Here is a 21,366-nt window from a genome sequence, read left to right as displayed (position 1 = left end):
AATTCGCAAAGGTCAACAGGCCCTAGTGATATTAAATTTTAAAAACGATAGCCCACAGTGAGTGATATTGTGCGAGGGTCGCCGTAATAACCAATTAAGGTATTATCGCCACCAAGGCCTGGCGTATATTTGCTGATGTTAGTTGGATCTGAAGGATCAGGAGCTACGAACTGGTAACCGCCAATCATGTATTCTTCATCGGTTAGGTTTTTACCATAAATACCTGCGGTCCAATGGCCATCAGTGCTGTACCACGTTACGCCCATATTGAGAATACCGTAGGCATCTTGAGTCAGTAAGCTGTCTTCTTCGAACAGTGCGTAATCACCACGGTGATAGTAATTACCGTTCATAACGAAGTCGCCCATTTCTGTGTATAAACGATAAGTAGCGCCCAAGTTGAAAGTTAGATCTGGGGTGTTTGAAACACTAAAACGGTCTGATTTATCAAATATTTCACCGGTATCTGGATTGGTATCAATCACGTTTTCAAAACTACTGTCGATGTAACCAATTGACGCGTCAAAGGTTAGGGCATCGCTTGCAACATAGCTAAGTTCTAATTCAACGCCATCAGACTTAGATTCGCCAATATTGCCTAAACGCTGATTTAAATCGGCAGCACTGTCACCGGGTAATACCGAAATATACTGGCGGTCTTTATGATCAAGTGTGAATACGGTTAAGTTTGCGCGTAAATTATCATTCCATTCGCTTTTCATACCTAACTCGAATGAGTCAACAATTTCAGGATTTGCAGCTTTTTCTGGACCACTTGCGCGCGGGTTAAATGTGCCCGATTTAAAGCCTTGTGAGTAACTAGCAAAAAACATAATGTCGTTATTGTATTGGTATTCCACACCCGCACGAGGCGTAAAACGTGACCAGTCTTCACTGTCATCAAGTACAGTAGGCACTAATTGCCCCTCAGGGCGAACATAGCCCGGAACCCAGCCTGATTCAGGGTAAACAATGTCAAAAATAAGACCATTATTTACAATCGCTTCTTTGCTGTCTTTGGTATAGCGCGCGCCAAGGGTCATTGACCATTTATCATCAAAGTCATAGCTTCCTTGTATGTATGCTGCTTTACTAGTTGAGTTACTACAGCCACTCACTTCACGGGTAAGGCCAGGCGCCCCTAAGCTTTGACCAAGCACACCCAGTACAGCTTCAAACTGCCCACATGACTCACCATCATAATAATAAAGCCCTGATACCAGCTTATAGTTATCACCGCTATGATTTAATTGTAACTCGTGAGTGGTTTGTTCATCGTCATAAATGGCTGGAACATCAAAAATAGGCAAAGAGGTATTATCAAAGTCGATATTGGTTGGTGAATAGCTTTCTCTTGTTGCTGCAACGTATTTAATACTGGTGTTTGCACTCATATCCCAGCGAGCAGTTAAGCTCATACCTTCAAGCTCTACTTTGTTCCATGTAGGTAAACTAGTATAAGAGTCATACACGCTATCTGGCACAGGTGCATTCGTTAATATGCTTGGAAGTAAGCGATACCCGCCTTTGGCGTTAGAGTCATCATCGGTTTTATCCCACGCGAAGCGAAAGAATAAGTCATCGGTTGGGGTGTACTCTAGCGTAACCCGTGCAGCGGTAACATCTTTGTTGTAGTTTTCGCGGTCTTGATTATCAAGCGCTGACGTTAAAAATTCACCATAGCCATCTCTATTGAGTGTGGCAAAACCAAAACCCACATAGAGTTTTTCATCAATAAGCGGCAGTTGACCAGTGACTTTTAAATCTTTTTGACTGTAGCTGCCTACGGTGCCTTGAATATTTAGCGTTGCATCACCGCTCATTTCTTTGGTGACATATTTTACTGCACCACCAATGGTGTTTTTGCCATACAGGGTACCTTGCGGACCGCGTAACACTTCAATTTGTTGTACATCTAATAAGTCGAGTACGGCACCTTGCGGGCGGGCGATATATACGTCATCAATGTAAATACCTACACCGGGTTCATAACCCCAAAGCGGGTCTTGTTGACCTACACCGCGAATAAACGCAGTGATGGTAGAGTTAGTACCTCGGCTTGATTGTAGCGTGGTGTTGGGCGAAAACTGCTGTACCTCGGTCATCACGCTAATGCCGTTTTCTGCTAATTCTTGTGCACCGATTGAAGTCACGGCGACCGGAACTTCTTGTAAGTTTTCAACGGTTTTACGAGCGGTTACTTCAATGCGTTCTAATTCACCTTTTTTGGCGACTACGGCTTGTTCAGCACTGATGCTGTTGGCACTAAATAAGGCGAGTGAAACGGCTAATGTGACCGGTGTGATACTTTGTTTGAGCTTTATCATGGTGTGTTCCTGTTGTTATTAGTTAATTATGTTTTTGCTCATGTCACCTGTATTCACTGTAGAAGATAGTGTTAAAAAATGAATTAGTACCATAGTGCTATATGTTTTTAACACCTTGACTTATATTGGTTTTAAGCCAAATTTAAAACGTGTAGTACCTTAGTGTTATGTCTTTATTTAATATTAACCGTAACACTTAAAGGTACTTACTGCGATGTCACCTCATCTGGGTAATAACAATAATTATAGGAATGTCTATGCTGAGCATGATAGGGCTGTTAGGCGGTTTAATACTGCTGATAATTTTAACTTTGCGTGGGGTCAATTTATTTATTGCCGCGCCAATCTGTGCGCTGTTGGTCGCGTTAACTAGCGGGATGGCTATATTCCCAGTGACTGCCGACAGTAACTTTATTAACGCGTATATGGATGGCTTTGCTGGGTTTTTAAGTGCATGGTTTTTTATGTTTTTACTGGGCTCGTTGTTCGGTAAATTTATGGAAGATACAGGCGCAGCAGACAGCGTAGCCAGTTACATTGTTGGCAAACTAGGCATGAAACATGCCGTACTGGCTGTGGTGATTGCTTGTGCCGTGCTGACTTATGGCGGAGTCAGTGTATTTATTGTGGCGTTTTCGGTTTACCCGATGGCGCTCAGTTTATTTAAAGACGCCGATTTGCCGCGGCGCTTTATACCCGCAACATTAGCGTTTGGCTCAGTGACATTCACTATGACCTCTGCGGGCTCGCCTGAAATTCAAAATTGGATCCCGGTAAAGCATTTAGGTACCTCACCTTATGCTGCATGGGAGGTAAGCTTAGTGGTGGCCATTTTTATGGCGACAGTCGGCTACTTTTGGCTAAATAAAATGATTAAAAAGGCGGTTGCCAAAGGTGAACGCTTTGATGCCAGAGACGATGATCCGGTTATTTTAGAGCGTGAACGCCCCCACCCAATCACCGGCGTAATTCCTTTGCTGGTGGTGCTACTCTTATCATTTATGTTGCATGATGTTTTACAGCAAACCGCGCTAATTGTGGCGTTGCTTGGCGGTGTTTTAAGTATTGTGGTCATTAATTATAAGTATTTTCATAACATGGGAAATGCTATCAATATGGGTACAACTGGTGCATTAGTGGCAATAGGTAACACTGCTGCTGTAGTCGGGTTTGGCGCAGTAGCTAAAGTATCACCGGCGTTTATTGCTGCTGTTGACGCTATGACTCATATGCCAGGTAATGAGCTGGTGGGGGCTGCTGTTGCCGTGAGCGTCATTGCTGGATTAACGGGGTCTGCATCGGGCGGGCAAGCGATTGCATTACCCCTTGTGGCTCCTGGATATTTGGACATGGGGGTTAATCCAGAGCAATTACATCGAGTGGTTGCTATTAGTTCTGGTGCATTAGATAGCCTGCCACACAATGGCTATGTAGTTACAACCATACGTGCCATTTGTAAAGAAACACATCAACGCGCTTATTGGCCATTAGCTGCACTGACCGTGATTATTCCATTGGTTGGGGTCGCACTTGCACTAAGCTTATTTATCACTTTTTAAGGAATCGCAATGAAAACAATATTAATAATAGGATTGCTGGTTTTATTTAGTAGTACAGTATTTGGTGCTGATAAAGCAGAGCCGTTACTAGTAGAAAAGCAACATTTCACCACAGAAAACTTTACCACCGTCTCGGGTACAACGTTGCAGCAGGTTGATATTGGTTGGGAAAGCTATGGTGAGCTTAATAAGGCCAAAGATAATGTAATTCTGATCACTCATTACTTTTCAGGAACCTCTCATGCAGCAGGTAAATATGCAGCTGATGACGCGGTAGCTGGCTATTGGGATGCATTAATTGGCCCAGGAAAAGCCATAGATACTAACAAGTATTTTGTGATCAGTTCAGACACCTTAGTAAACGCAAATTGGCATGACCCAAACGTAATTACTACGGGTCCAGCATCAATTAACCCAGCAACAGGTAAGCCATACGGTTTGGACTTTCCAGTAGTCACTATTACCGATTTTGTTAACGTACAAAAACGCCTAGTAGAGAGCTTAGGTATTACTAAATTACATGCCGTGATGGGCGCATCTATGGGGTCTTTTCAGGCGCTAGAGTGGGCGACGCGCTATCCAGAGCAGGTTGAACGCCTCATTCATGTTATTGGTGCCGCGACTATGGATGCATGGACTGTGGCTGCGTTAGAAAAATGGGCACTACCCATTCGTTTAGATAAAAATTGGCAGCAAGGTAATTACTATGGCAAGGAGCGCCCATTAGATGGACTCGCTGCTACCATGCTTAATATTACCCAAGATGCTATGCATCCTATTATTTACAACGCCAGTTTTGCTGATTTTAATGTGCATGATGATGGTGCACTTAAAGATATTCGCACTTTGCCTAAGCTTAGCCAAACACTGGCACAGCGTGCTATGGCGCGTGCTAAAACTCAAGATGCAAACCATGTGCTGTATTTAGTACGGGCATCGCAACTATTTACTGCCGGTATGGAGCAAGACCTAAGCACAGCATTAAAAAAAGTGACAGCGAAGACATTGTTACTTCCCGCAACTAACGACCTGCTGTTACGCCCTGAAAATATGCGTACTGTATATGAGTCAATGAAGACGCTAGGAAAAGACGTTCAGTTTTCTGAAATTGAAGGCGGTTGGGGACATTTGGATGGCATTTTTTCAATCTTGCCTAAAGCACAGTTGATCAGTGAGTTTTTAGAGGAATAGCAGTATGAGTCAAAACGTATTAATCACCGGTGCGGCAAGTGGAATAGGATTTTATATTGCCGAGCAGTTAGCGCGAGCAGGGCATACTATTATTGTTACAGACCTTAATGAGCAACAGGCTCAACAAGCAGCGCAAAAAATAGTTAATCAGGGCGGTAACGCTCATGGTTACGCACTTAATGTGGCTGATAGCCAAGCGATTGAAGACTTTTTTAGCACCTTTACGCAACCTGTTGATGTATTAATTAATAATGCAGGGATACAGCATGTAGCTAAATTAGAAGACTTTCCTGCAGATAAGTGGCTGCTTTTACAGCAAGTGATGTTGGTAGGCCCAGCAATGATGAGTAAAGCGGTATTGCCGCGTATGCGTGAGCAAAACTTTGGTCGAATCATTAATATTGGTTCTATTCACGCTATGGTGGCTTCTAAATATAAGTCTGCTTATATTGCAGCAAAGCATGGCTTAATTGGCTTCACAAAAACCATGGCGCTTGAAACAGGGAATGCCAATATCACTATAAATACCGTTTGCCCCGCTTATGTGAAAACGCCTTTAGTTGAACAGCAAATTGTGTCGCAGGCAAAAGAGCATGGCATTTCAGAGCAGCAAGTAATCGACACGATAATGTTAGCACCTATGCCAAAAAAGGCGTTTATAGGGCTTGATGAAATATACCATACCGTGACATTTTTAATGGCAGATGCCGCACGAAATATTACCGCTCAAGCGATCGCCATTGATGGCGGCTGGACAGCACAATAGGGGTTATTATGGCAGGTTTTGATAAAGTAGTAACAAGCTACAGTGAAGCAATGGCAGGGCTTGAAGACGGGATGACTATTATTGCTGGTGGTTTTGGTTTATGTGGCATTCCTGAGGGATTAATTGCACAGATTAAGCGCCAAGGCACCCGAGACTTAACCTTAGTATCGAATAACTGTGGTGTTGATGGCTTTGGATTAGGGTTGTTACTTGAAGACAAGCAAATTAGTAAAATGATTGCCTCGTATGTGGGCGAAAATGGGTTATTTGAGCAGCAGTTACTGAATGGTGAGTTAGATGTTGAATTGACGCCACAAGGAACATTAGCTGAAAAAATGCGTGCTGGTGGTGCGGGCATTCCTGCCTTTTATACGGCAACAGGTGTAGGTACGCCCGTTGCCGAAGGCAAAGAAACACGTAATATTAACGGCCGTGATTATTTACTTGAGCCGAGTATTACCGGTGATTTTGCTATTGTGAAAGCGTGGAAAGCGGATCGTTATGGAAATTGTATTTATCGTCATACAGCGATGAACTTTAATCCAATGGCCGCAACCGCAGGTAAAATAACCGTGCTCGAAGTTGAAGAAATTGTTGAGCCAGGTGAGCTTGAACCAAGCCAAATTCATACGCCCGGTATTTATATTGACCGTGTTATTAAAGGTGAATTTGAAAAGCGGATTGAAAAAATCACAACGCAACCGGCAAAGCTTTAAGGAGCACATAGTTATGGCATTAACACGTGAACAAATCGCTAAACGTGTCGCGATGGAACTCGAAGATGGGTATTACGTTAATTTAGGGATTGGTATTCCAACGCTGGTGGCAAACTATGTGCCTAAAGGCATTGAAGTTATGCTGCAATCGGAAAATGGCTTATTGGGCATGGGCCCATATCCACACGCTGACTCAGTGGATGCGGATATGATCAACGCGGGGAAAGAAACGGTAACTGCAGCTACGGGTGCCGCTATTTTTAATTCTGCAGAAAGCTTTGCCATGATCCGCGGTGGGCATGTTGATTTAACTGTTTTAGGTGCTTTTGAAGTGGATCAAAATGGCAACATTGCTAGTTGGATGATCCCCAATAAGCTGGTTAAAGGTATGGGCGGAGCGATGGATTTAGTGGCTGGGGCAAAAAATATTATTTGCACTATGACCCATGCAAACAAGCATGGTGAGTCAAAACTATTAAGTGAGTGCAGCCTGCCACTAACTGGTGTTGCCTGTATCAATAAGGTAATTACGGATTTGGCTTTGTTAGAAATTAAAGACGGTGCTTTTCATTTGTTAGAATGCGCACCAGGGGTGAGTGTTGATGAAATCAAAGCCAAAACTGCGGGTAATTTAGTAATTAGCGATAAGGTCAAAACCATGAGTTTTGAGTAATATTACTAACGATTTACATGGAGCAAAATAATTGTGTTTGCTTCATGTCATCATCCGATTGTGCTTTTAATACCTAACAATAAGGCTTATAAAGACTTAAGCAGTTTAAAACAGGTCTCATTCATACCTCAAAATATCTTTAAAGCAAGTTTTTTATAAATTGATTGCATTTTAAGCGACTTCTATGGTGATGTTCGCTTTAAGTGATGTTATACTCCCGCCGAATAATTTATCGACTTTATTAAGAGTAAAATTAATGGCAGATTTATCGAAGTACAGAAACATTGGTATTTTCGCGCACGTTGATGCGGGTAAAACCACAACTACTGAGCGTATCCTAAAGCTTACAGGTACAATCCACAAAAGCGGTGAGACACATGATGGTGAGTCTACTACCGATTTCATGGAGCAAGAAGCTGAGCGCGGTATTACTATCCAGTCTGCGGCAGTAAGCTGTTTCTGGAAAGATCACCGTTTTAACGTTATCGATACTCCTGGACACGTTGACTTCACAGTTGAAGTTTACCGTTCACTTAAAGTACTAGATGGCGGTGTGGGTGTATTCTGTGGTTCTGGTGGTGTTGAGCCACAATCAGAAACTAACTGGCGCTATGCAAATGAGTCAGGCGTTGCACGTATTATTTTCGTAAACAAATTAGACCGTATGGGTGCTGATTTTTACCGTGTAACTGAGCAAGTACAAAAAGTACTTGGTGCTACTCCATTAGTTATGACTTTACCAATTGGTATTGAAGACGAATTCGTAGGTGTTGTAGACGTTTTAAACAAACAAGCATATGTTTGGGATGAGACAGGTCTTCCTGAAAACTACTCAATTGTTGACGTTCCAGCTGACATGGTAGAAAAAACTGATGAGTACCATGAGTTCCTAGTTGAAACTGCTGTAGAGCAAGACGATGACCTAATGGAAGCGTACATGGAAGGTGAAATGCCTTCAGTTGAAGATATCAAGCGTTGTATCCGTAAAGGTACTCGTGACCTTGCGTTCTTCCCTACATACTGTGGTTCTGCATTCAAAAACAAAGGCATGCAATTAATCCTTGATGCTGTTGTTGACTACTTACCTGCTCCTACAGAAGTTGATCCTCAACCTCTTATGGATGAAGAAGGTAACGAAAACGGCGAGCATGCAATTGTATCTGCAGACGAGCCTTTCAAAGCGTTAGCATTCAAAATCATGGATGACCGTTTTGGTGCATTAACATTCGTACGTATCTACTCTGGTAAGCTTAACAAGGGTGACACTATCCTTAATGCATTTACGGGTAAAACTGAGCGTGTTGGCCGTATGGTTGAGATGCAAGCAGATGATCGTAAAGAGCTTACTTCAGCACAAGCGGGCGATATCATCGCTATCGTTGGTATGAAGAACGTGCAAACTGGTCACACTCTTTGTGATCCTAAGAACCCAGTAACACTTGAGCCAATGGTATTCCCAACTCCAGTAATCTCGATTGCTGTACAGCCTAAAGATAAAGGCGGTAATGAGAAAATGGGTGTCGCTATCGGTAAAATGGTTGCAGAAGATCCATCTTTCCAAGTTGAGACTGATGAAGATTCAGGCGAAACTATCCTTAAAGGGATGGGTGAGCTTCACTTAGATATCAAAGTAGATATCCTTAAGCGTACTTACGGTGTAGACCTTATCGTTGGTCAACCACAGGTTGCTTATCGTGAAACTATCACTCGTGAAATCGAAGATAGCTACACGCATAAGAAACAATCAGGTGGTTCTGGTCAGTTCGGTAAAATTGATTACCGCATCAAGCCAGGCGAAGTGGGTTCAGGCTTCACGTTTAAATCATCAGTTGTTGGTGGTAACGTACCTAAAGAATTCTGGCCTGCAGTTGAGAAGGGCTTCAAATCAATGATGGGCACTGGTGTTCTAGCTGGCTTCCCAGTACTTGACGTTGAAGTTGAACTTTTCGACGGTGGCTTCCACGCCGTGGATTCATCTGCAATTGCTTTCGAAATCGCTGCTAAAGGCGCTTTCCGTCAATCGATCCCTAAAGCGGGTGCACAACTTCTTGAGCCAATCATGAAAGTTGATGTGTTCACGCCAGAAGATCACGTAGGTGACGTAATCGGCGACCTTAACCGTCGTCGTGGTATGCTTAGCAATCAAGAAGCTGGTTTAACTGGCGTTCGCATCAAAGCAGACGTACCGTTATCAGAAATGTTTGGTTACATCGGTTCACTACGTACAATGACATCTGGTCGTGGTCAGTTCTCTATGGAGTTCTCACACTACGCACCATGTCCACAAAACGTAGCTGACACTGTAATCGCTGCAGAAAAAGAGAAAAATGCTGCTAAGTAATTAGCACTTTAACTCTTTAAAAAAACCCGCACGTGTTGCGGGTTTTTTATTGTCTGAAGTTTGAAAACAGGTGAATACTATTAATACCAACCCGCAATAAGACTTAATCATTTTTAGGGGTTAAATCAGACGCTAGCTGCGTTAAAAACTTCTCATTTAAAACAAGTATTTTCATTGTTTATATTAAAAAAGCCGCTAGTGCGGCTTTTTTATGTTGATAGCAATGAATATTAATCTACGTACTTGATTGCTTTATAAGTGAGTTTTACATTACTAAAGGGTAAAAAGCCATTAACGCGGACTTTCCATTTACCTTCTTTTGGGTTGGTAAATGTACAATTTTCTGCGTTTCCTCTGCTTATAGATGCACAATCATTTTTAAACAAAGTAGGGCTTCTTTTATGACTAACAAATAAATTTGCATCGCCCCATCCACCGTCTAGGCTAATGGTGAGTTCGTCATAACCTTCAGGGATATCAATGCGGTAGTTTTTCCACCAAAACCAGCCGCGAATATTATCAATTTCACCGGTGAGCACTTCAGGCTCTGGTGGTGCAATTACGGTTGAGCGGATATCGACAATAACAGGGTCATGATCTGAGGCTCTGTAAGGGCCTTGAGCATACAAACTTGATTGTTGAACGTCAGATTTAAACTCAACATTATAATCAAGGGAGATAGGCTCATCGGCATTAATATGCCAATCACTGGCGCTCACTACTTTACTTAATAAACTCGGACTTGCTAGGGCATGATCTAAACTACCCGCTCGGCCAGAAAAGCTATAAGAATAACCCAAGGTGTTGCCATCTAGCTCAGCAACCACATTTTTTAGGCCTTTATCAGCAAATGCACGGATAGGATCTTCCATTGCATACGCGTTCATGTCGCCAACAAGAATAATATCTTCATCATCAACCCCTGTTGGTTTGCTATTTAGCCAATCAGCAAATGCATTTGCACCAGTTGTTCGAATTTCATTCCAACATGCTTGGCCGTCATTTTGATCAGCGTTGCCACCAGTTGCACTTCTACAACCACCTTTAGACTTTAGGTGAGCTACGGCAACAGTAAACACTTCCTCTGTTTCTATAGACTTAAAGCTTTGTGCAATTGGTGCACGGTTGCTGTAATCGAAAGGCGCGTCGGTTGTGATTGCTGCATTACCCACTTGCTGCACTTTATCAGCACGGTAAATAAGCGCGGTAGTGATAGCATCGGTGCCTACTTGATCAACACCAAAATCTACGAATGCATATTGATTTTGACTATCGGCGTCATTAAGTGCATTTACCAAGCTTGCAACAGCACTAAATTCGCCAAAGCCATCATTTTCAATTTCCATTAAGCCAATGACATCCGCTTGCATAGCACTGATAGCACTGACCAGTTTTGCCTGTTGACGAATTAACTCAGCTTCTGAATCAGCACCACGGCTAGTTGGAAAACCGCCACCTTGACCATCACCATTAAAGTAATTAAGTACGTTAAAGCTTGCTACACGTAAATCAGCGTCAGGATTTAATTCTGGTGCATCAGTGCGTGGATTGGTTGCTACAAACTGGGGTGTTACCGTTGGGTGAATGCGATAAGTACTAAAGCTGTAAGCTAGCGCACCTGTTACAGAATTTACTGTATCGCCAGTACGCAGGGTATTCTCTGCTGATAACCCTGGAACAGGATAAGCGATAGGATCGCGATTTTGGCGAGTTGAACCATCATCGAGGAGTATTTTTTTAGTTAGATTTTGCGCTTCAACTGCATTCGCAGCTGCGCCAGGAAGTGCAACTTGAGTACCTTGATATAAACGTTCAGTGGCAAGTTCTAGTTCTCCATAGCGACCTAAACCATAATTGTTAGTAACAATAAGTGGCTGCTCTAAGGTAACCAGCATACCTTCAAACGCCTCTAATTCACTGGGCTCGGTAACGGGTAAAGTGATTTTAGTCGGGTAAGCTGAAAGACCAGTATCACAAATAGCAACTTGACTTACATTGCCAATTTGGGTGGCATCAAAGTATTCTTCAACAGTACCTTGCACGCGAACATGGTCGCCAACATTAACATCAGTATTGGTAAAATAAACAAATACCCCTTCAGAAGTAAGTGGGTTTGCATCCTCATCATAACGAAGTGAGCTAACAAAAAAGCCTTTGAGCTGGTCATCTGCTTGGAAATCAGCCGTCACAACGCCTTCAAATTCAACCACAGTGTTAACCAATGGGCTGCTTGCGCCTTCGCCTTGAATGCTGCTAATTAATGTTTTATCAGCGCCACATAATAAAGGATCTTCTGGCTCTGGTTCAGGATCTGGATTAGGTGAAGAATTTCCTGCAAATATGCCTAAATCACTAAAGTCATCTTGCTCAAATTGCAGCCATTGTTCGCTTGGATTAAAACTGCCATCTGCGTCACTACGTCCGTTTAACTCAGTTTCTTTGCGGCGCAATGTTTTATTTTGTGTTTGTACACCACCTTCAGACCAAAATGAACCAGGGTCTACGCCACGTTGGCCAAAGCTGTCAATAATTACTGAGCCTTGAGTCAATACTAGTGCATCATCGCCATTAAAGTTTGTTACTGCGCTGAGTTGGTCAGCTTTTTCTTTTAGCTCTGCTGAGGCATTACCATTAACAATAACGTAGGTGCTGTTTGCAGCAAGTTCGCCAGTTAAATCGAAGGTATTATTTGCCTCTGTATTGCCATTTGAATAGAGACTGAGGGTATAGCCATCTAATGACAAAGGAGTTGTCGAATTATTAAATAGTTCTACTGCTTTATTATAGCTACTGCCTTCTACGTACTCAGATATAACGAGGTTAGCGGTAGCGGGTGCACTTAGGCTTGCTAATACAAGCGCCAATGGCGTTATTTTTGTTTTTAACATTATTATTTTTCCCGTGTATTTGTTTCCCAAATGGGACGCTTAGTGTAAGGAAAAATGATTACAAATAGAATACAGAATGTTAATAATATAAATATAAAAAAGGGCAATAAAGCCCTTTTATATCAATATACTTTTATCACTTATTTAGATAGCGAGCAGCTTGCTTAGCAAAGTAAGTCAGAATGCCGTCTGCACCAGCACGCTTAAATGCTAATAAAGATTCCATTATGGTTGCTTCTTCGCTCAGCCAGCCATTATCAATAGCGGCTTTATGCATCGCGTATTCGCCACTTACTTGATAAGCAAATGTTGGTACACCAAACTCATCTTTAACGCGACGTACAATATCTAAATAAGGCATACCTGGCTTAACCATGACCATATCGGCGCCTTCTTGAAGGTCAAGTGCGACTTCACGAATTGCTTCATCAGAGTTGGCAGGATCCATTTGATACGTTTTTTTGTCAGCGCCTTTTAAGTTACCCGCAGATCCTACGGCATCTCTAAATGGACCATAGTAGCTTGACGCATATTTTGCTGAATAGGCCATAATGCGAGTATGAATAAAACCATCGGCTTCAAGAGCTTCACGAATTGCACCAATACGCCCATCCATCATGTCTGATGGGGCAACAACATCAGCACCTGCATGTGCATGTGATAGCGCCTGCTTAACTAAAATTTCGGTAGTGACGTCGTTAATCACATAACCTGCATCATCAATAATGCCGTCTTGACCATGCACTGTGAATGGGTCAAGTGCAACATCGGTGATCACGCCAAGCTCTGGGAAGGTTTCTTTTAATGCGCGTACAGTTCTTTGTGCCAAGCCGTCATCGTTATAGGCTTCTTCAGCGAGTAGAGATTTTTTATCTGCTGGGGTAACAGGAAAAATAGCGAGCGCAGGCACACCTAAATCAACTAACTCTTTGGCTTCTTCAAGCAGCAGATCAATCGATAAACGTTCGATACCAGGCATAGATTCAATGCTTTCACGACGATTTTTACCTTCAAGAACAAAAACAGGATAAATAAGATCATTAACACTCAGCTGATTTTCAGCCATAAGGCGACGAGAGAAATCATTACGGCGCATTCTACGCATGCGAGTATATGGGAAAAGGTCTAGTCCAGATTGGGCCATAAGTATACGCTCCTACTGTGGGATTGAAAAATTAACCACTTGATTGCGGCCATGTTGTTTTGCTAAATAGAGTGCCTTATCGGCATAATCAGTAAATAGTTCAGGGTTATGGGTATCATCGGCAATTTGAGTATAAACACCGGCACTAATAGTAAACTCAATAATAGTGCCTGCTACATTCACAGTCTTATTTTCTATTGCCAGGCGTGTTTGCTCTGCAATGTTCATTGCACCTTGGTTATCAGTATTAGGTAGCAAAATGACAAACTCTTCACCACCATAACGCGCTACTTCATCAAGTGGGCGCTTAAGCTGTTGTTTAATGGTATCAGACACCGCTCTGATGACTTGATCGCCGGTTAAGTGACCATATTTATCGTTAATTGATTTAAATTTGTCGATATCTAGCATAATAATACTTAATGGCGTTTGTTCGCGGCGCGAACGACGAATTTCCATAATTAGTTTTTTATCGAAAAAGCGCCTATTTTTAATGCCAGTTAGCGCATCTTCCATATTGAGTTGTTCAAGTTCGCGGTTTTTATCTTCTAATTCCCTCAGTGTTACTTGTAACTCAAAGGTGCGTTCATCTACTTGGCTTTCAAGCTCTTGGCGGGTGCGCTCTTGTAATTCAATCCGCTCATTTAATAGCGCATCTTGTGCAGCGTTTTGTGCAATTAATGCTTGCTGCGCTGTTACTTGCTCATCGCGTTGTAATATAAATAACTTTATGACGGTATAACTTAAACAAAATGAGCAACCTAGGGACGCTGCAAAGGTTATCATTAAGCTAGCTCGAGTCACTGTATAAAGGCCGGTTAATGCAATGGCAAAATGAATGACCACAATTAAAAAGAACCCAAGTGCCATGAGTAGAGATTTATTGGGACTCGTGGGATTTTTACGCAGATAAAATAATGTTGTGGCAACATGATAACTTAAAATGACAGGGATGCTTAAAATAGCAAATAAAGCTACGCTGGGAGTGGGGAGTAACCAAATAAGTATAATAATTAATGCGTATAGTGCGGTGATTATTGTTTGCCCTTTTACTAAGTTAGACTCAATAGCTGTGCAAACATGGCGTTGTAAAGGAAGAAACGATACCGTGATCAGCATCAGCAAAATAGGCAGCACTAACTGTTGGAGGTTTGCTATGCTGGAGGGCGCATAACGAAATCCAAACCCGCCTAAGTAAGCTAAAAATAAGCTGAGCATCAGCGTAATCACACCGGCATAAGCAAAGTAATGCTTTCGGGAAAATGCGAATAAGACCAGACTACTCACTGCTAAAGAAAAAACAAAGCCAATTAATAATCCATAAAGTAAATTCACCATACTTTTATAGGCCAATAGTGAGTCTTGCTGCCACAGTGTTAAGGGGACGCGCAGCCCGATACCTGCATCATTATTAACTTTAAGGTACACCGTAGTTTCACTGTTAGCGGGAAGAGTTAACTTGACTAGCAAAGACTCGCTCGCTATCACTCTTTGTGAAAGTGCATGCGTATCACCAATATGAGTTGATGTGAGTAGCTTATCCTCCATAAAATGAGCAAAGTAAACATCGTTTAAAAGAGGGTTGTCTAGTGATAGTAAGGGCGTTAGCGGCTGCGCTAACTGATTTTTAATCTTAAATTGAATCCATACAGGGCGAGACTCAAGACCTAAATTAAGTGGCTTATCATTAAGTAGCAGCCATTCTTGTAAATTGCTTTGTCGTGCATCTTCTAATGAGGTAGGAGTAAACGAATAATGAATAGACTCTATTTTTTTTGAATTAAATTCGCTATTTATCTCGATTGCACTTGCAGGGAAACAGGATGCATAAAACACCAAAATGAATACCAGCAAAGCGCAAAAGGTTCGCATTACTTTTTCTCTAATCCAAATAAGCGATTAAAGTTTTCACGAGTATGTTTTGCCACTTCAGATGCCGGAATGCCATAAAGCTGAGCAAGCGTGTCACACACATAATGCAGCAATGCTGGCTCGTTTCGTCTTGATTTTGGCTTTGGTTTAACAGTACGAGGAATTAAAAATGGCGAATCGGTTTCTATTAATAAACGTTCAATAGGAATACTCGGTATAAGTTGCTGTAACTCCTCGCCACGTCGTTCGTCACATACCCAGCCGGTAATACCAATATAAAGTCCTAAGTTTAAGTAACCTGAGAGTGCTTGTGCATTACCTGTAAAGCAGTGCAGTACACCGCGAACAGTAAATTCTTTTAAAATAGTGAGCATATCCTCACTGGCATCACGTTCATGCAAATAAACAGGCAAGTTGAGTTTTTCAGCTAATGCGAGCTGACGACGCAAAACAGCACGTTGTATATCTCTAGGGGAAAAGTCGCGATTGTAATCTAGTCCGCATTCACCTACGGCAATAACCTGCTCATTTTGAGCGAGCTGAGTAAGTTGTTGCTCAAGCTCAGGGGTTGCTGTTTTAGCGTCATGAGGGTGAATACCAGCGGTAGCATATTGATTATAGTGCGCAGCAAGTGCTAATGATTCTTCACTGGAGGTTATATCACAGCCAATAATCAGCATCTGGTTTACGCCCGCATCTTTTGCTCTGGCGAGCACCTCTTGATGCTGACCATCAAATTGATGATTAGTTAAATTTACGCCAGCATCAATTAACGTGTATTGCATTACTGAGTACGTTTTACACGAATTGAACGGTTTTGATCTGCTTTTTTAAGTAAAAAAGAGTTGAATACGCCACGGCTAATAATAACAGTATCGCCTTCGTCTAATCTTAAGCTATCTGAACCAATTTGACGCCATTGCTGGTTATTTTCTAAGGTAATGATTAGCTCACCATAAGGTGCTTTTTTAACAGATGAAATCATTGACGTAATAGACTCTTCACCATTTTCCGCAATTTCTTTATGCTCTAAACCAAACTCTTTTGCTTTAGTGGCCACAGGCGCTGTTGCAGCGGGAGCCTCAGCTTTTACATTTGTTTGTGCCGATTTGCTTAGCTGGCTTTGTGCTGGTTGTGTTAATGACTTTCCGGCAATGGTGTTGTCGTAGCAGAGTAAACGATTAAAGTCGTTTTCAATAAAACTACAGGCTTGCAACGCTTGTTCATTGATAGGAGTTGCGGCTAAAACCGGTACACTTGCTAAAGCGAGTAAAGAAAGTAAATGCTTATTCATATTATTCCTCAGATTCTTGTTGTGGTTTTGCGGTATAAAATTTCGCTAAAATTAAGCCAAGCTCAAATAACAGCAGCATAGGGAGTGCTAATAGAGTTTGTGATAAAACGTCTGGTGGCGTTAAAAACATCGCCACTACAAATACGCCGACCACTATATAAGGGCGCTTTTCTTTTAGGCTTTGTGTGGTTGTTGCACCGCTCCAACAGAGCAACATAATCGCCACTGGAATTTCAAATGCAATGCCAAAAGCAAAAAATAGCTTGAGCACAAAGCCTAAATAGCTACTGATATCTGGGGCTAGGGTCATCATTTGAGGACCTGCACTGGTGAAAAACCCTAAAATAATTGGCAGTACTACAAAGTAGCAAAAAGCAATGCCACCATAAAATAAGAAAATACTGGAAGCTAATATTGGCATCAGCATTTTCTTTTCGTGCTGATATAAACCTGGGGCTATAAATCCCCAAATTTGATGTAAAATCCAAGGGATGGCCGCAAATAAAGCAACAAACAACGTTAGTTTAAAGGGAGCAAAAAATGGCGCAGTGACATCCGTTGCTATCATAGTGGCAGTACTAGGTAAATGAGCGACTAGAGGAGCAGCTACAAACGTATAAATATCGTTTGCAAAGTAAACCAAACCAATAAATATCACTAAAATACTCAATAGCGATTTTATCAACCGGTCACGCAACTCGATTAAATGAGCGACAAATCCTGATTTTACTTCTTCAGTCATTGTTTTCTATACCTGCATTAAGCGCATGAAAAAAGAGAGTGCCATAATTATTTAGAGTCATCTGTTGCTTGGTTATTAGTGGCTTGGCTTTGATTTTTTTTATAGCTGTGAGTAACTGATTGCGCTGCTTGTTGCAGCTCAGAAACAGAGTGTTGTAGGTCAGGGCTTAAATCTTTAAGACCTTGTTGCTCTGCTTTTTTTAGGTTTTCATGTAGCTCGTTTACACGAAGCTCTTCACTCACTTCAGCTTTTACTGAGTTAGCCATTGCTTTGGCTGTTTTAACCCAGCGGCTTACGGTTCTAATAGCAACAGGTAAGCGTTCCGGCCCTAGTACTACCAAACCGACAATAAATACCACAACAAGCTCCCACATTCCCATGCTAGTTAAACCTTGTCGTTATCTTTAGTTTTGCTAGTTGTACTTGAATCGATTGGTGTTGATTCTGATGATTTTTGGATCTGTTCAGTTTTATCTTCGCTAGCTTGTTTTTCAGCATTTTGGTCATCAGACATAGCTTTTTTAAAGCCTTTAACTGCGCCACCTAAATCACCACCCATACCGCGTAGTTTTTTTGTACCAAATAAAAGTACAATGATTGCAAGTACAATTAATAATTGCCAAATACTAATACCACCAAAACCCATGGTTTTCTCCTGCTTTTAAGCCATAAAATAATAAGGTTAAGTGCTGATTATACGCCTAAAGTGGCAAATAGCACTTAGTTTATGCGCGGCGCCAAGCCGCTATAAAGCCAATAACAGCACAGCTTAAGACAACGCCAGCAGCGATTAAGTTGTGTTGTAAATAAAATAAAGCTGAGACAATCATCGCAGCACTACTAAACAGTCCTAAAACCAATGGTTTATGTGAAACCTTAATTTCAGGTGCGTGAGAGTGTGGTGCTCGCTTTAAATTTTGATAAATTAAATCGGGTAGTTCAGGCATTTTTTCTGCCCAAAACGGTAAGTTTGCATACATTTGCTTTAGCACAGACAGCGGGCCCACTTGTTGTTTAACCCAGTCTTCTAAAAATGGTTTTGCTGTTTTCCACAAGTCCAGTTGTGGGTATAGCTGACGACCTAAGCCCTCAACATACAGCAAGGTTTTTTGTAATAATACGAGTTGCGGTTGAACCTGCATATTAAAACGACGTGCGGTATTAAATAAGTTAACCAATACATGACCAAATGATATTTCAGCCAGTGGTTTATTAAAAATAGGCTCGCACACGGTGCGAATAGCAAATTCAAACTCTTCAATGCTGGTATCAGGTGGTACCCAGCCTGAATCAACATGTAGCTGTGCTACTTGGCGGTAGTCGCGGTTAAAAAAGGCAATGAAATTTTCAGCTAAATAGCGTTTATCTTCTTTGTTAAGAGTTCCAACAATACCGCAATCTATACCAATATATTTAGGATTATGCGGGTTTTCGCGTGACACAAAAATATTACCAGGGTGCATATCTGCATGAAAAAAACTATCGCGGAATACTTGAGTAAAAAACACTTCTACTCCGCGTTCTGCTAATAACTTCATGTTGGTGTTTTGTGCCATCAACGCTTCAGTGTCCGAAACCGGAATACCGTAAATACGCTCCATAACCAGTACATTACTGCGGCTATAATCACTATATACTGTTGGAATGTATAACGATTCTGAACCTTCAAAGTTACGCTTTAATTGAATGCCATTAGCGCCCTCACGCATTAAGTCGAGCTCATCGAGCAATGTTTTTTTATACTCTTTAACCACTTCCACTGGGCGTAATCGCTTGGCTTCGTTAATTAACTTACCGACAACCTTAGCCAATTTTTCCATTAGTGCTAAGTCAGCGTTGATTTGTTGCTCAATATTAGGGCGAATAACTTTAATAACAACATCTTGCGATTCACCTTGAGGATCAACAAGAGTAGCAGTATGCACTTGAGCAATTGAGGCCGATGCCAAAGGTATTTGTGAAAATTCGCTAAATAGCTGGCTAATATCATCTATTTCTAATGCTTTTTCGATGATTCTCTGGGCTAGTTCACCTTCGAACGGTTCTACCTGATCTTGTAAAAAGGCTAATTCCAAGGCGATATCATGAGGCAGTAAATCGCGCCGAGTTGAAAGCATTTGGCCAAACTTTATCCACACAGGGCCAAGTTGTTGTAGTGCTAAACGAAGTCTTAAGCCAGGAGGTTTATCTTTGTGTTGGTTGCGCAACCAAAACAAACTGCCACGAGCAAGTTTAGCAAACCAAGGTACTTTATGTTTGGGTACAAGCTCATCAAGTCCGAAGCTAAGCAGGGTTTTAGTTATGTAATACAGTCGGGCAGTTGACACAAAAAATCCTTAGCGCGTTAAAGGGCTTTAATTAGGGCGTTAATACGTTGCTCAATGGCGGCAACTTGGCTTTTTAGTGCTCTATTTTGTTGTTTAAATTGCTCAAGCTCTAATGGGTGAATGGTGATTGCCAGTTCGTCTTGGCACACACTAATAAAAGTATTATCGAGCTGAGACTTTGCTTTTTTACCCTGCTGCTTAAGCGACTGCAAGTGCAAATAAAGCTGTTGTGCAGGCGCGTCGCCAATATGCTTTGCTAGTTGCTCTGGCCAATCAATCTCTACACTTGAAAAGGCTGAACTATAGTGTTGAGCTATATTTAAATCGCCTTGTAAATCAAGCTTATCTTGGCGAATAAGTTGAGTCAGCATGGCTGGGTTTTTCAGTGCTAACAACGTATCTATATTGGCGCTGATCATACAATCAGCGTCAGCATGTTCGAATGCAGTGTAAAGATGTAGCTGCTGATTGGCATAAGTAATGGCTATTTTTTGCTGCCAGTCTCTAACCTCAACTAATAAGCGCTGATGCTCTACCGTTTTTAGTTTATCGAGTAAGCTCGGATCGAGTTTAAGCGCTTGATTTAATACTTGCTCAATAAGCGAAAGTACAAAGCTCGGTAGCATAAAAAAACTGCCTGCAGCCGGTTGTTCTTTACTGTGTTCTTCAAGCGCCATAAATTACTAACCTTAGTATTTAAATCCACGATGCAGGGCAACAATGCCACCAGTTAGATTTTGATAAGTCGCTTGCTCAAATCCTGCTTCCACCATCATCGCTTTAAGGGTTTCTTGATCTGGATGCATACGAATTGACTCTGCTAAGTATTGGTATGATTCACTGTCGTTAGCAACTAGTTTACCCATAGTAGGTAAAATGTTGAAAGAGTAAAAGTCATACGCCTTGCTGAGAAGCTCTTGCTCTGGTTTTGAAAACTCAAGAATGAGTAAACGACCACCTGGCTTTAAAATGCGGTACATAGAGCGCAATGCTTTATTTTGGTCGGTGACATTACGTAAGCCAAAAGCAATCGTAATTAAATCAAAACTATTATCAGGGAAAGGTAAGGCTTCGGCATTCATTTGTACGTAATCAATGTTGCCTACAAGGCCTAAGTTATGCAGCTTTTCGCGGCCTACTTTTAACATTGAAGAGTTTATATCACCTAAAACAACCTGACCGGTTTCGCCAACAAGCTGGCTAAACTTTGCAGTTAAATCGCCAGTACCGCCGGCTAAATCTAATACATGATGACCTTTACGAATACCTGAGCTGGCAATTGTTTGACGTTTCCATAAACGATGAATACCAAAAGACATGAGATCATTCATAACATCGTACTTTGTCGCAACAGAATGAAATACATCAGCAACCATAGAAGCTTTTTCGGTTTCGGCAACAGTTTTATAGCCAAAATGCGTGGTCTTTTCAGGGTTCTCGTTCATGATTAATCTCTATCGTGGTAATAAAGACTAGTGTACTTGATTGTGCACCAAGGGTGCAATTTGAATATGATTTATCAGTTA

Annotated in this window: 18 protein-coding genes; 6 read left to right on the top strand and 12 right to left on the bottom strand. The window is 41.7% G+C overall.

Annotated elements, in window-relative coordinates; translation table 11 throughout:
* Positions 1 to 38 precede the first annotated feature (38 nt).
* On the bottom strand, positions 39 to 2,327 hold the full coding sequence (locus P20311_RS00880) for a TonB-dependent receptor (RefSeq protein ID WP_008108574.1): 2,289 nt from the start codon (positions 2,325 to 2,327) through the stop codon (positions 39 to 41).
* Positions 2,328 to 2,584: 257 nt separating this feature from the next.
* Here P20311_RS00880 and P20311_RS00875 point away from each other — a divergent pair, with 257 nt between their 5' ends.
* From P20311_RS00875 to fusA, 6 genes are all read left to right on the top strand, one after another.
* Positions 2,585 to 3,886: a GntP family permease gene (locus P20311_RS00875; protein WP_008108572.1), complete on the top strand. Its 1,302-nt coding sequence runs from the start codon at positions 2,585 to 2,587 to the stop codon at positions 3,884 to 3,886.
* A 9-nt stretch (positions 3,887 to 3,895) separates the two neighbouring features.
* Entirely contained in the window at positions 3,896 to 5,077 is a 1,182-nt protein-coding gene (locus tag P20311_RS00870) for a homoserine O-acetyltransferase (protein ID WP_008108569.1), read from the top strand.
* 4 nt (positions 5,078 to 5,081) lie between these two features.
* Positions 5,082 to 5,843, top strand: coding sequence for a 3-hydroxybutyrate dehydrogenase (locus tag P20311_RS00865; protein ID WP_008108567.1), 762 nt, complete (start codon positions 5,082 to 5,084; stop codon positions 5,841 to 5,843).
* Between the two features lie 8 nt (positions 5,844 to 5,851).
* Positions 5,852 to 6,559, top strand: a complete 708-nt coding sequence (locus P20311_RS00860) for a CoA transferase subunit A (RefSeq protein ID WP_008108565.1) — start codon at positions 5,852 to 5,854, stop codon at positions 6,557 to 6,559.
* Between the two features lie 13 nt (positions 6,560 to 6,572).
* Complete coding sequence (locus P20311_RS00855) at positions 6,573 to 7,232, top strand: 3-oxoacid CoA-transferase subunit B (RefSeq protein ID WP_008108563.1); 660 nt, start codon at positions 6,573 to 6,575, stop codon at positions 7,230 to 7,232.
* Between the two features lie 256 nt (positions 7,233 to 7,488).
* The gene (fusA, locus tag P20311_RS00850; RefSeq protein ID WP_008108561.1) at positions 7,489 to 9,573 is read left to right on the top strand and encodes an elongation factor G; all 2,085 of its coding nucleotides are present in this window, start codon (positions 7,489 to 7,491) and stop codon (positions 9,571 to 9,573) included.
* A gap of 230 nt (positions 9,574 to 9,803) precedes the next feature.
* Here the strand turns inward: fusA and P20311_RS00845 are convergent, their stop codons facing one another.
* The 11 genes from P20311_RS00845 to ubiE all read right to left on the bottom strand — a co-directional run bounded on the left by P20311_RS00845 (position 9,804) and on the right by ubiE (position 21,285).
* Positions 9,804 to 12,461 (bottom strand): ExeM/NucH family extracellular endonuclease, encoded by a 2,658-nt coding sequence (locus P20311_RS00845; RefSeq protein ID WP_008108559.1) that lies wholly within the window; start codon positions 12,459 to 12,461, stop codon positions 9,804 to 9,806.
* Positions 12,462 to 12,597: 136 nt separating this feature from the next.
* Positions 12,598 to 13,605 carry a porphobilinogen synthase gene (hemB, locus tag P20311_RS00840; protein ID WP_008108557.1) on the bottom strand — a complete coding sequence of 336 codons (1,008 nt, stop codon included), beginning with the start codon at positions 13,603 to 13,605 and terminating at the stop codon, positions 12,598 to 12,600.
* A gap of 12 nt (positions 13,606 to 13,617) precedes the next feature.
* Positions 13,618 to 15,477, bottom strand: a complete 1,860-nt coding sequence (locus P20311_RS00835; RefSeq protein WP_008108556.1) for a diguanylate cyclase — start codon at positions 15,475 to 15,477, stop codon at positions 13,618 to 13,620.
* Positions 15,477 to 16,262, bottom strand: coding sequence for a TatD family hydrolase (locus P20311_RS00830; RefSeq protein WP_008108554.1), 786 nt, complete (start codon positions 16,260 to 16,262; stop codon positions 15,477 to 15,479). The genes P20311_RS00835 and P20311_RS00830 overlap by 1 nt, the downstream gene beginning before the upstream one ends.
* Entirely contained in the window at positions 16,262 to 16,771 is a 510-nt protein-coding gene (locus P20311_RS00825; protein ID WP_008108551.1) for a hypothetical protein, read from the bottom strand. Before P20311_RS00825 ends, P20311_RS00830 begins: the two co-directional genes overlap by 1 nt.
* 1 nt (position 16,772) lies before the next feature.
* Positions 16,773 to 17,513: a twin-arginine translocase subunit TatC gene (gene tatC / locus P20311_RS00820; protein ID WP_008108549.1), complete on the bottom strand. Its 741-nt coding sequence runs from the start codon at positions 17,511 to 17,513 to the stop codon at positions 16,773 to 16,775.
* A 47-nt stretch (positions 17,514 to 17,560) separates the two neighbouring features.
* On the bottom strand, positions 17,561 to 17,893 hold the full coding sequence (gene tatB / locus P20311_RS00815; RefSeq protein WP_008108547.1) for a Sec-independent protein translocase protein TatB: 333 nt from the start codon (positions 17,891 to 17,893) through the stop codon (positions 17,561 to 17,563).
* A 5-nt stretch (positions 17,894 to 17,898) separates the two neighbouring features.
* Entirely contained in the window at positions 17,899 to 18,159 is a 261-nt protein-coding gene (gene tatA / locus P20311_RS00810) for a Sec-independent protein translocase subunit TatA (protein ID WP_008108546.1), read from the bottom strand.
* A gap of 79 nt (positions 18,160 to 18,238) precedes the next feature.
* A complete protein-coding gene (ubiB, locus tag P20311_RS00805) occupies positions 18,239 to 19,840 on the bottom strand; it encodes a ubiquinone biosynthesis regulatory protein kinase UbiB (RefSeq protein ID WP_008108545.1) in 1,602 nt (533 codons plus the stop codon).
* A gap of 17 nt (positions 19,841 to 19,857) precedes the next feature.
* Positions 19,858 to 20,517: an SCP2 domain-containing protein gene (locus tag P20311_RS00800; protein ID WP_008108543.1), complete on the bottom strand. Its 660-nt coding sequence runs from the start codon at positions 20,515 to 20,517 to the stop codon at positions 19,858 to 19,860.
* Between the two features lie 12 nt (positions 20,518 to 20,529).
* Entirely contained in the window at positions 20,530 to 21,285 is a 756-nt protein-coding gene (ubiE, locus tag P20311_RS00795; protein WP_008108541.1) for a bifunctional demethylmenaquinone methyltransferase/2-methoxy-6-polyprenyl-1,4-benzoquinol methylase UbiE, read from the bottom strand.
* Positions 21,286 to 21,366: the final 81 nt, after the last annotated feature.

It is taken from the genome of Pseudoalteromonas sp. BSi20311, assembly GCF_000239875.1.
Taxonomy (GTDB): domain Bacteria; phylum Pseudomonadota; class Gammaproteobacteria; order Enterobacterales; family Alteromonadaceae; genus Pseudoalteromonas.
Note: the sequence above shows the minus strand (reverse complement) of the source record. Positions and strands in the feature narration are given on the sequence as shown.

What these genes read in the sequence shown, in the direction of transcription:
- P20311_RS00880 (WP_008108574.1), bottom strand. Translation starts at nt 2,327, where the DNA reads ATGATAAAGCTCAAACAAAGTATCACACCGGTCACATTAGCCGTTTCA.
- P20311_RS00875 (WP_008108572.1), top strand. Translation starts at nt 2,585, where the DNA reads ATGCTGAGCATGATAGGGCTGTTAGGCGGTTTAATACTGCTGATAATT.
- P20311_RS00870 (WP_008108569.1), top strand. Translation starts at nt 3,896, where the DNA reads ATGAAAACAATATTAATAATAGGATTGCTGGTTTTATTTAGTAGTACA.
- P20311_RS00865 (WP_008108567.1), top strand. Translation starts at nt 5,082, where the DNA reads ATGAGTCAAAACGTATTAATCACCGGTGCGGCAAGTGGAATAGGATTT.
- P20311_RS00860 (WP_008108565.1), top strand. Translation starts at nt 5,852, where the DNA reads ATGGCAGGTTTTGATAAAGTAGTAACAAGCTACAGTGAAGCAATGGCA.
- P20311_RS00855 (WP_008108563.1), top strand. Translation starts at nt 6,573, where the DNA reads ATGGCATTAACACGTGAACAAATCGCTAAACGTGTCGCGATGGAACTC.
- fusA (WP_008108561.1), top strand. Translation starts at nt 7,489, where the DNA reads ATGGCAGATTTATCGAAGTACAGAAACATTGGTATTTTCGCGCACGTT.
- P20311_RS00845 (WP_008108559.1), bottom strand. Translation starts at nt 12,461, where the DNA reads ATGTTAAAAACAAAAATAACGCCATTGGCGCTTGTATTAGCAAGCCTA.
- hemB (WP_008108557.1), bottom strand. Translation starts at nt 13,605, where the DNA reads ATGGCCCAATCTGGACTAGACCTTTTCCCATATACTCGCATGCGTAGA.
- P20311_RS00835 (WP_008108556.1), bottom strand. Translation starts at nt 15,477, where the DNA reads ATGCGAACCTTTTGCGCTTTGCTGGTATTCATTTTGGTGTTTTATGCA.
- P20311_RS00830 (WP_008108554.1), bottom strand. Translation starts at nt 16,262, where the DNA reads ATGCAATACACGTTAATTGATGCTGGCGTAAATTTAACTAATCATCAA.
- P20311_RS00825 (WP_008108551.1), bottom strand. Translation starts at nt 16,771, where the DNA reads ATGAATAAGCATTTACTTTCTTTACTCGCTTTAGCAAGTGTACCGGTT.
- tatC (WP_008108549.1), bottom strand. Translation starts at nt 17,513, where the DNA reads ATGACTGAAGAAGTAAAATCAGGATTTGTCGCTCATTTAATCGAGTTG.
- tatB (WP_008108547.1), bottom strand. Translation starts at nt 17,893, where the DNA reads ATGGGAATGTGGGAGCTTGTTGTGGTATTTATTGTCGGTTTGGTAGTA.
- tatA (WP_008108546.1), bottom strand. Translation starts at nt 18,159, where the DNA reads ATGGGTTTTGGTGGTATTAGTATTTGGCAATTATTAATTGTACTTGCA.
- P20311_RS00800 (WP_008108543.1), bottom strand. Translation starts at nt 20,517, where the DNA reads ATGGCGCTTGAAGAACACAGTAAAGAACAACCGGCTGCAGGCAGTTTT.
- ubiE (WP_008108541.1), bottom strand. Translation starts at nt 21,285, where the DNA reads ATGAACGAGAACCCTGAAAAGACCACGCATTTTGGCTATAAAACTGTT.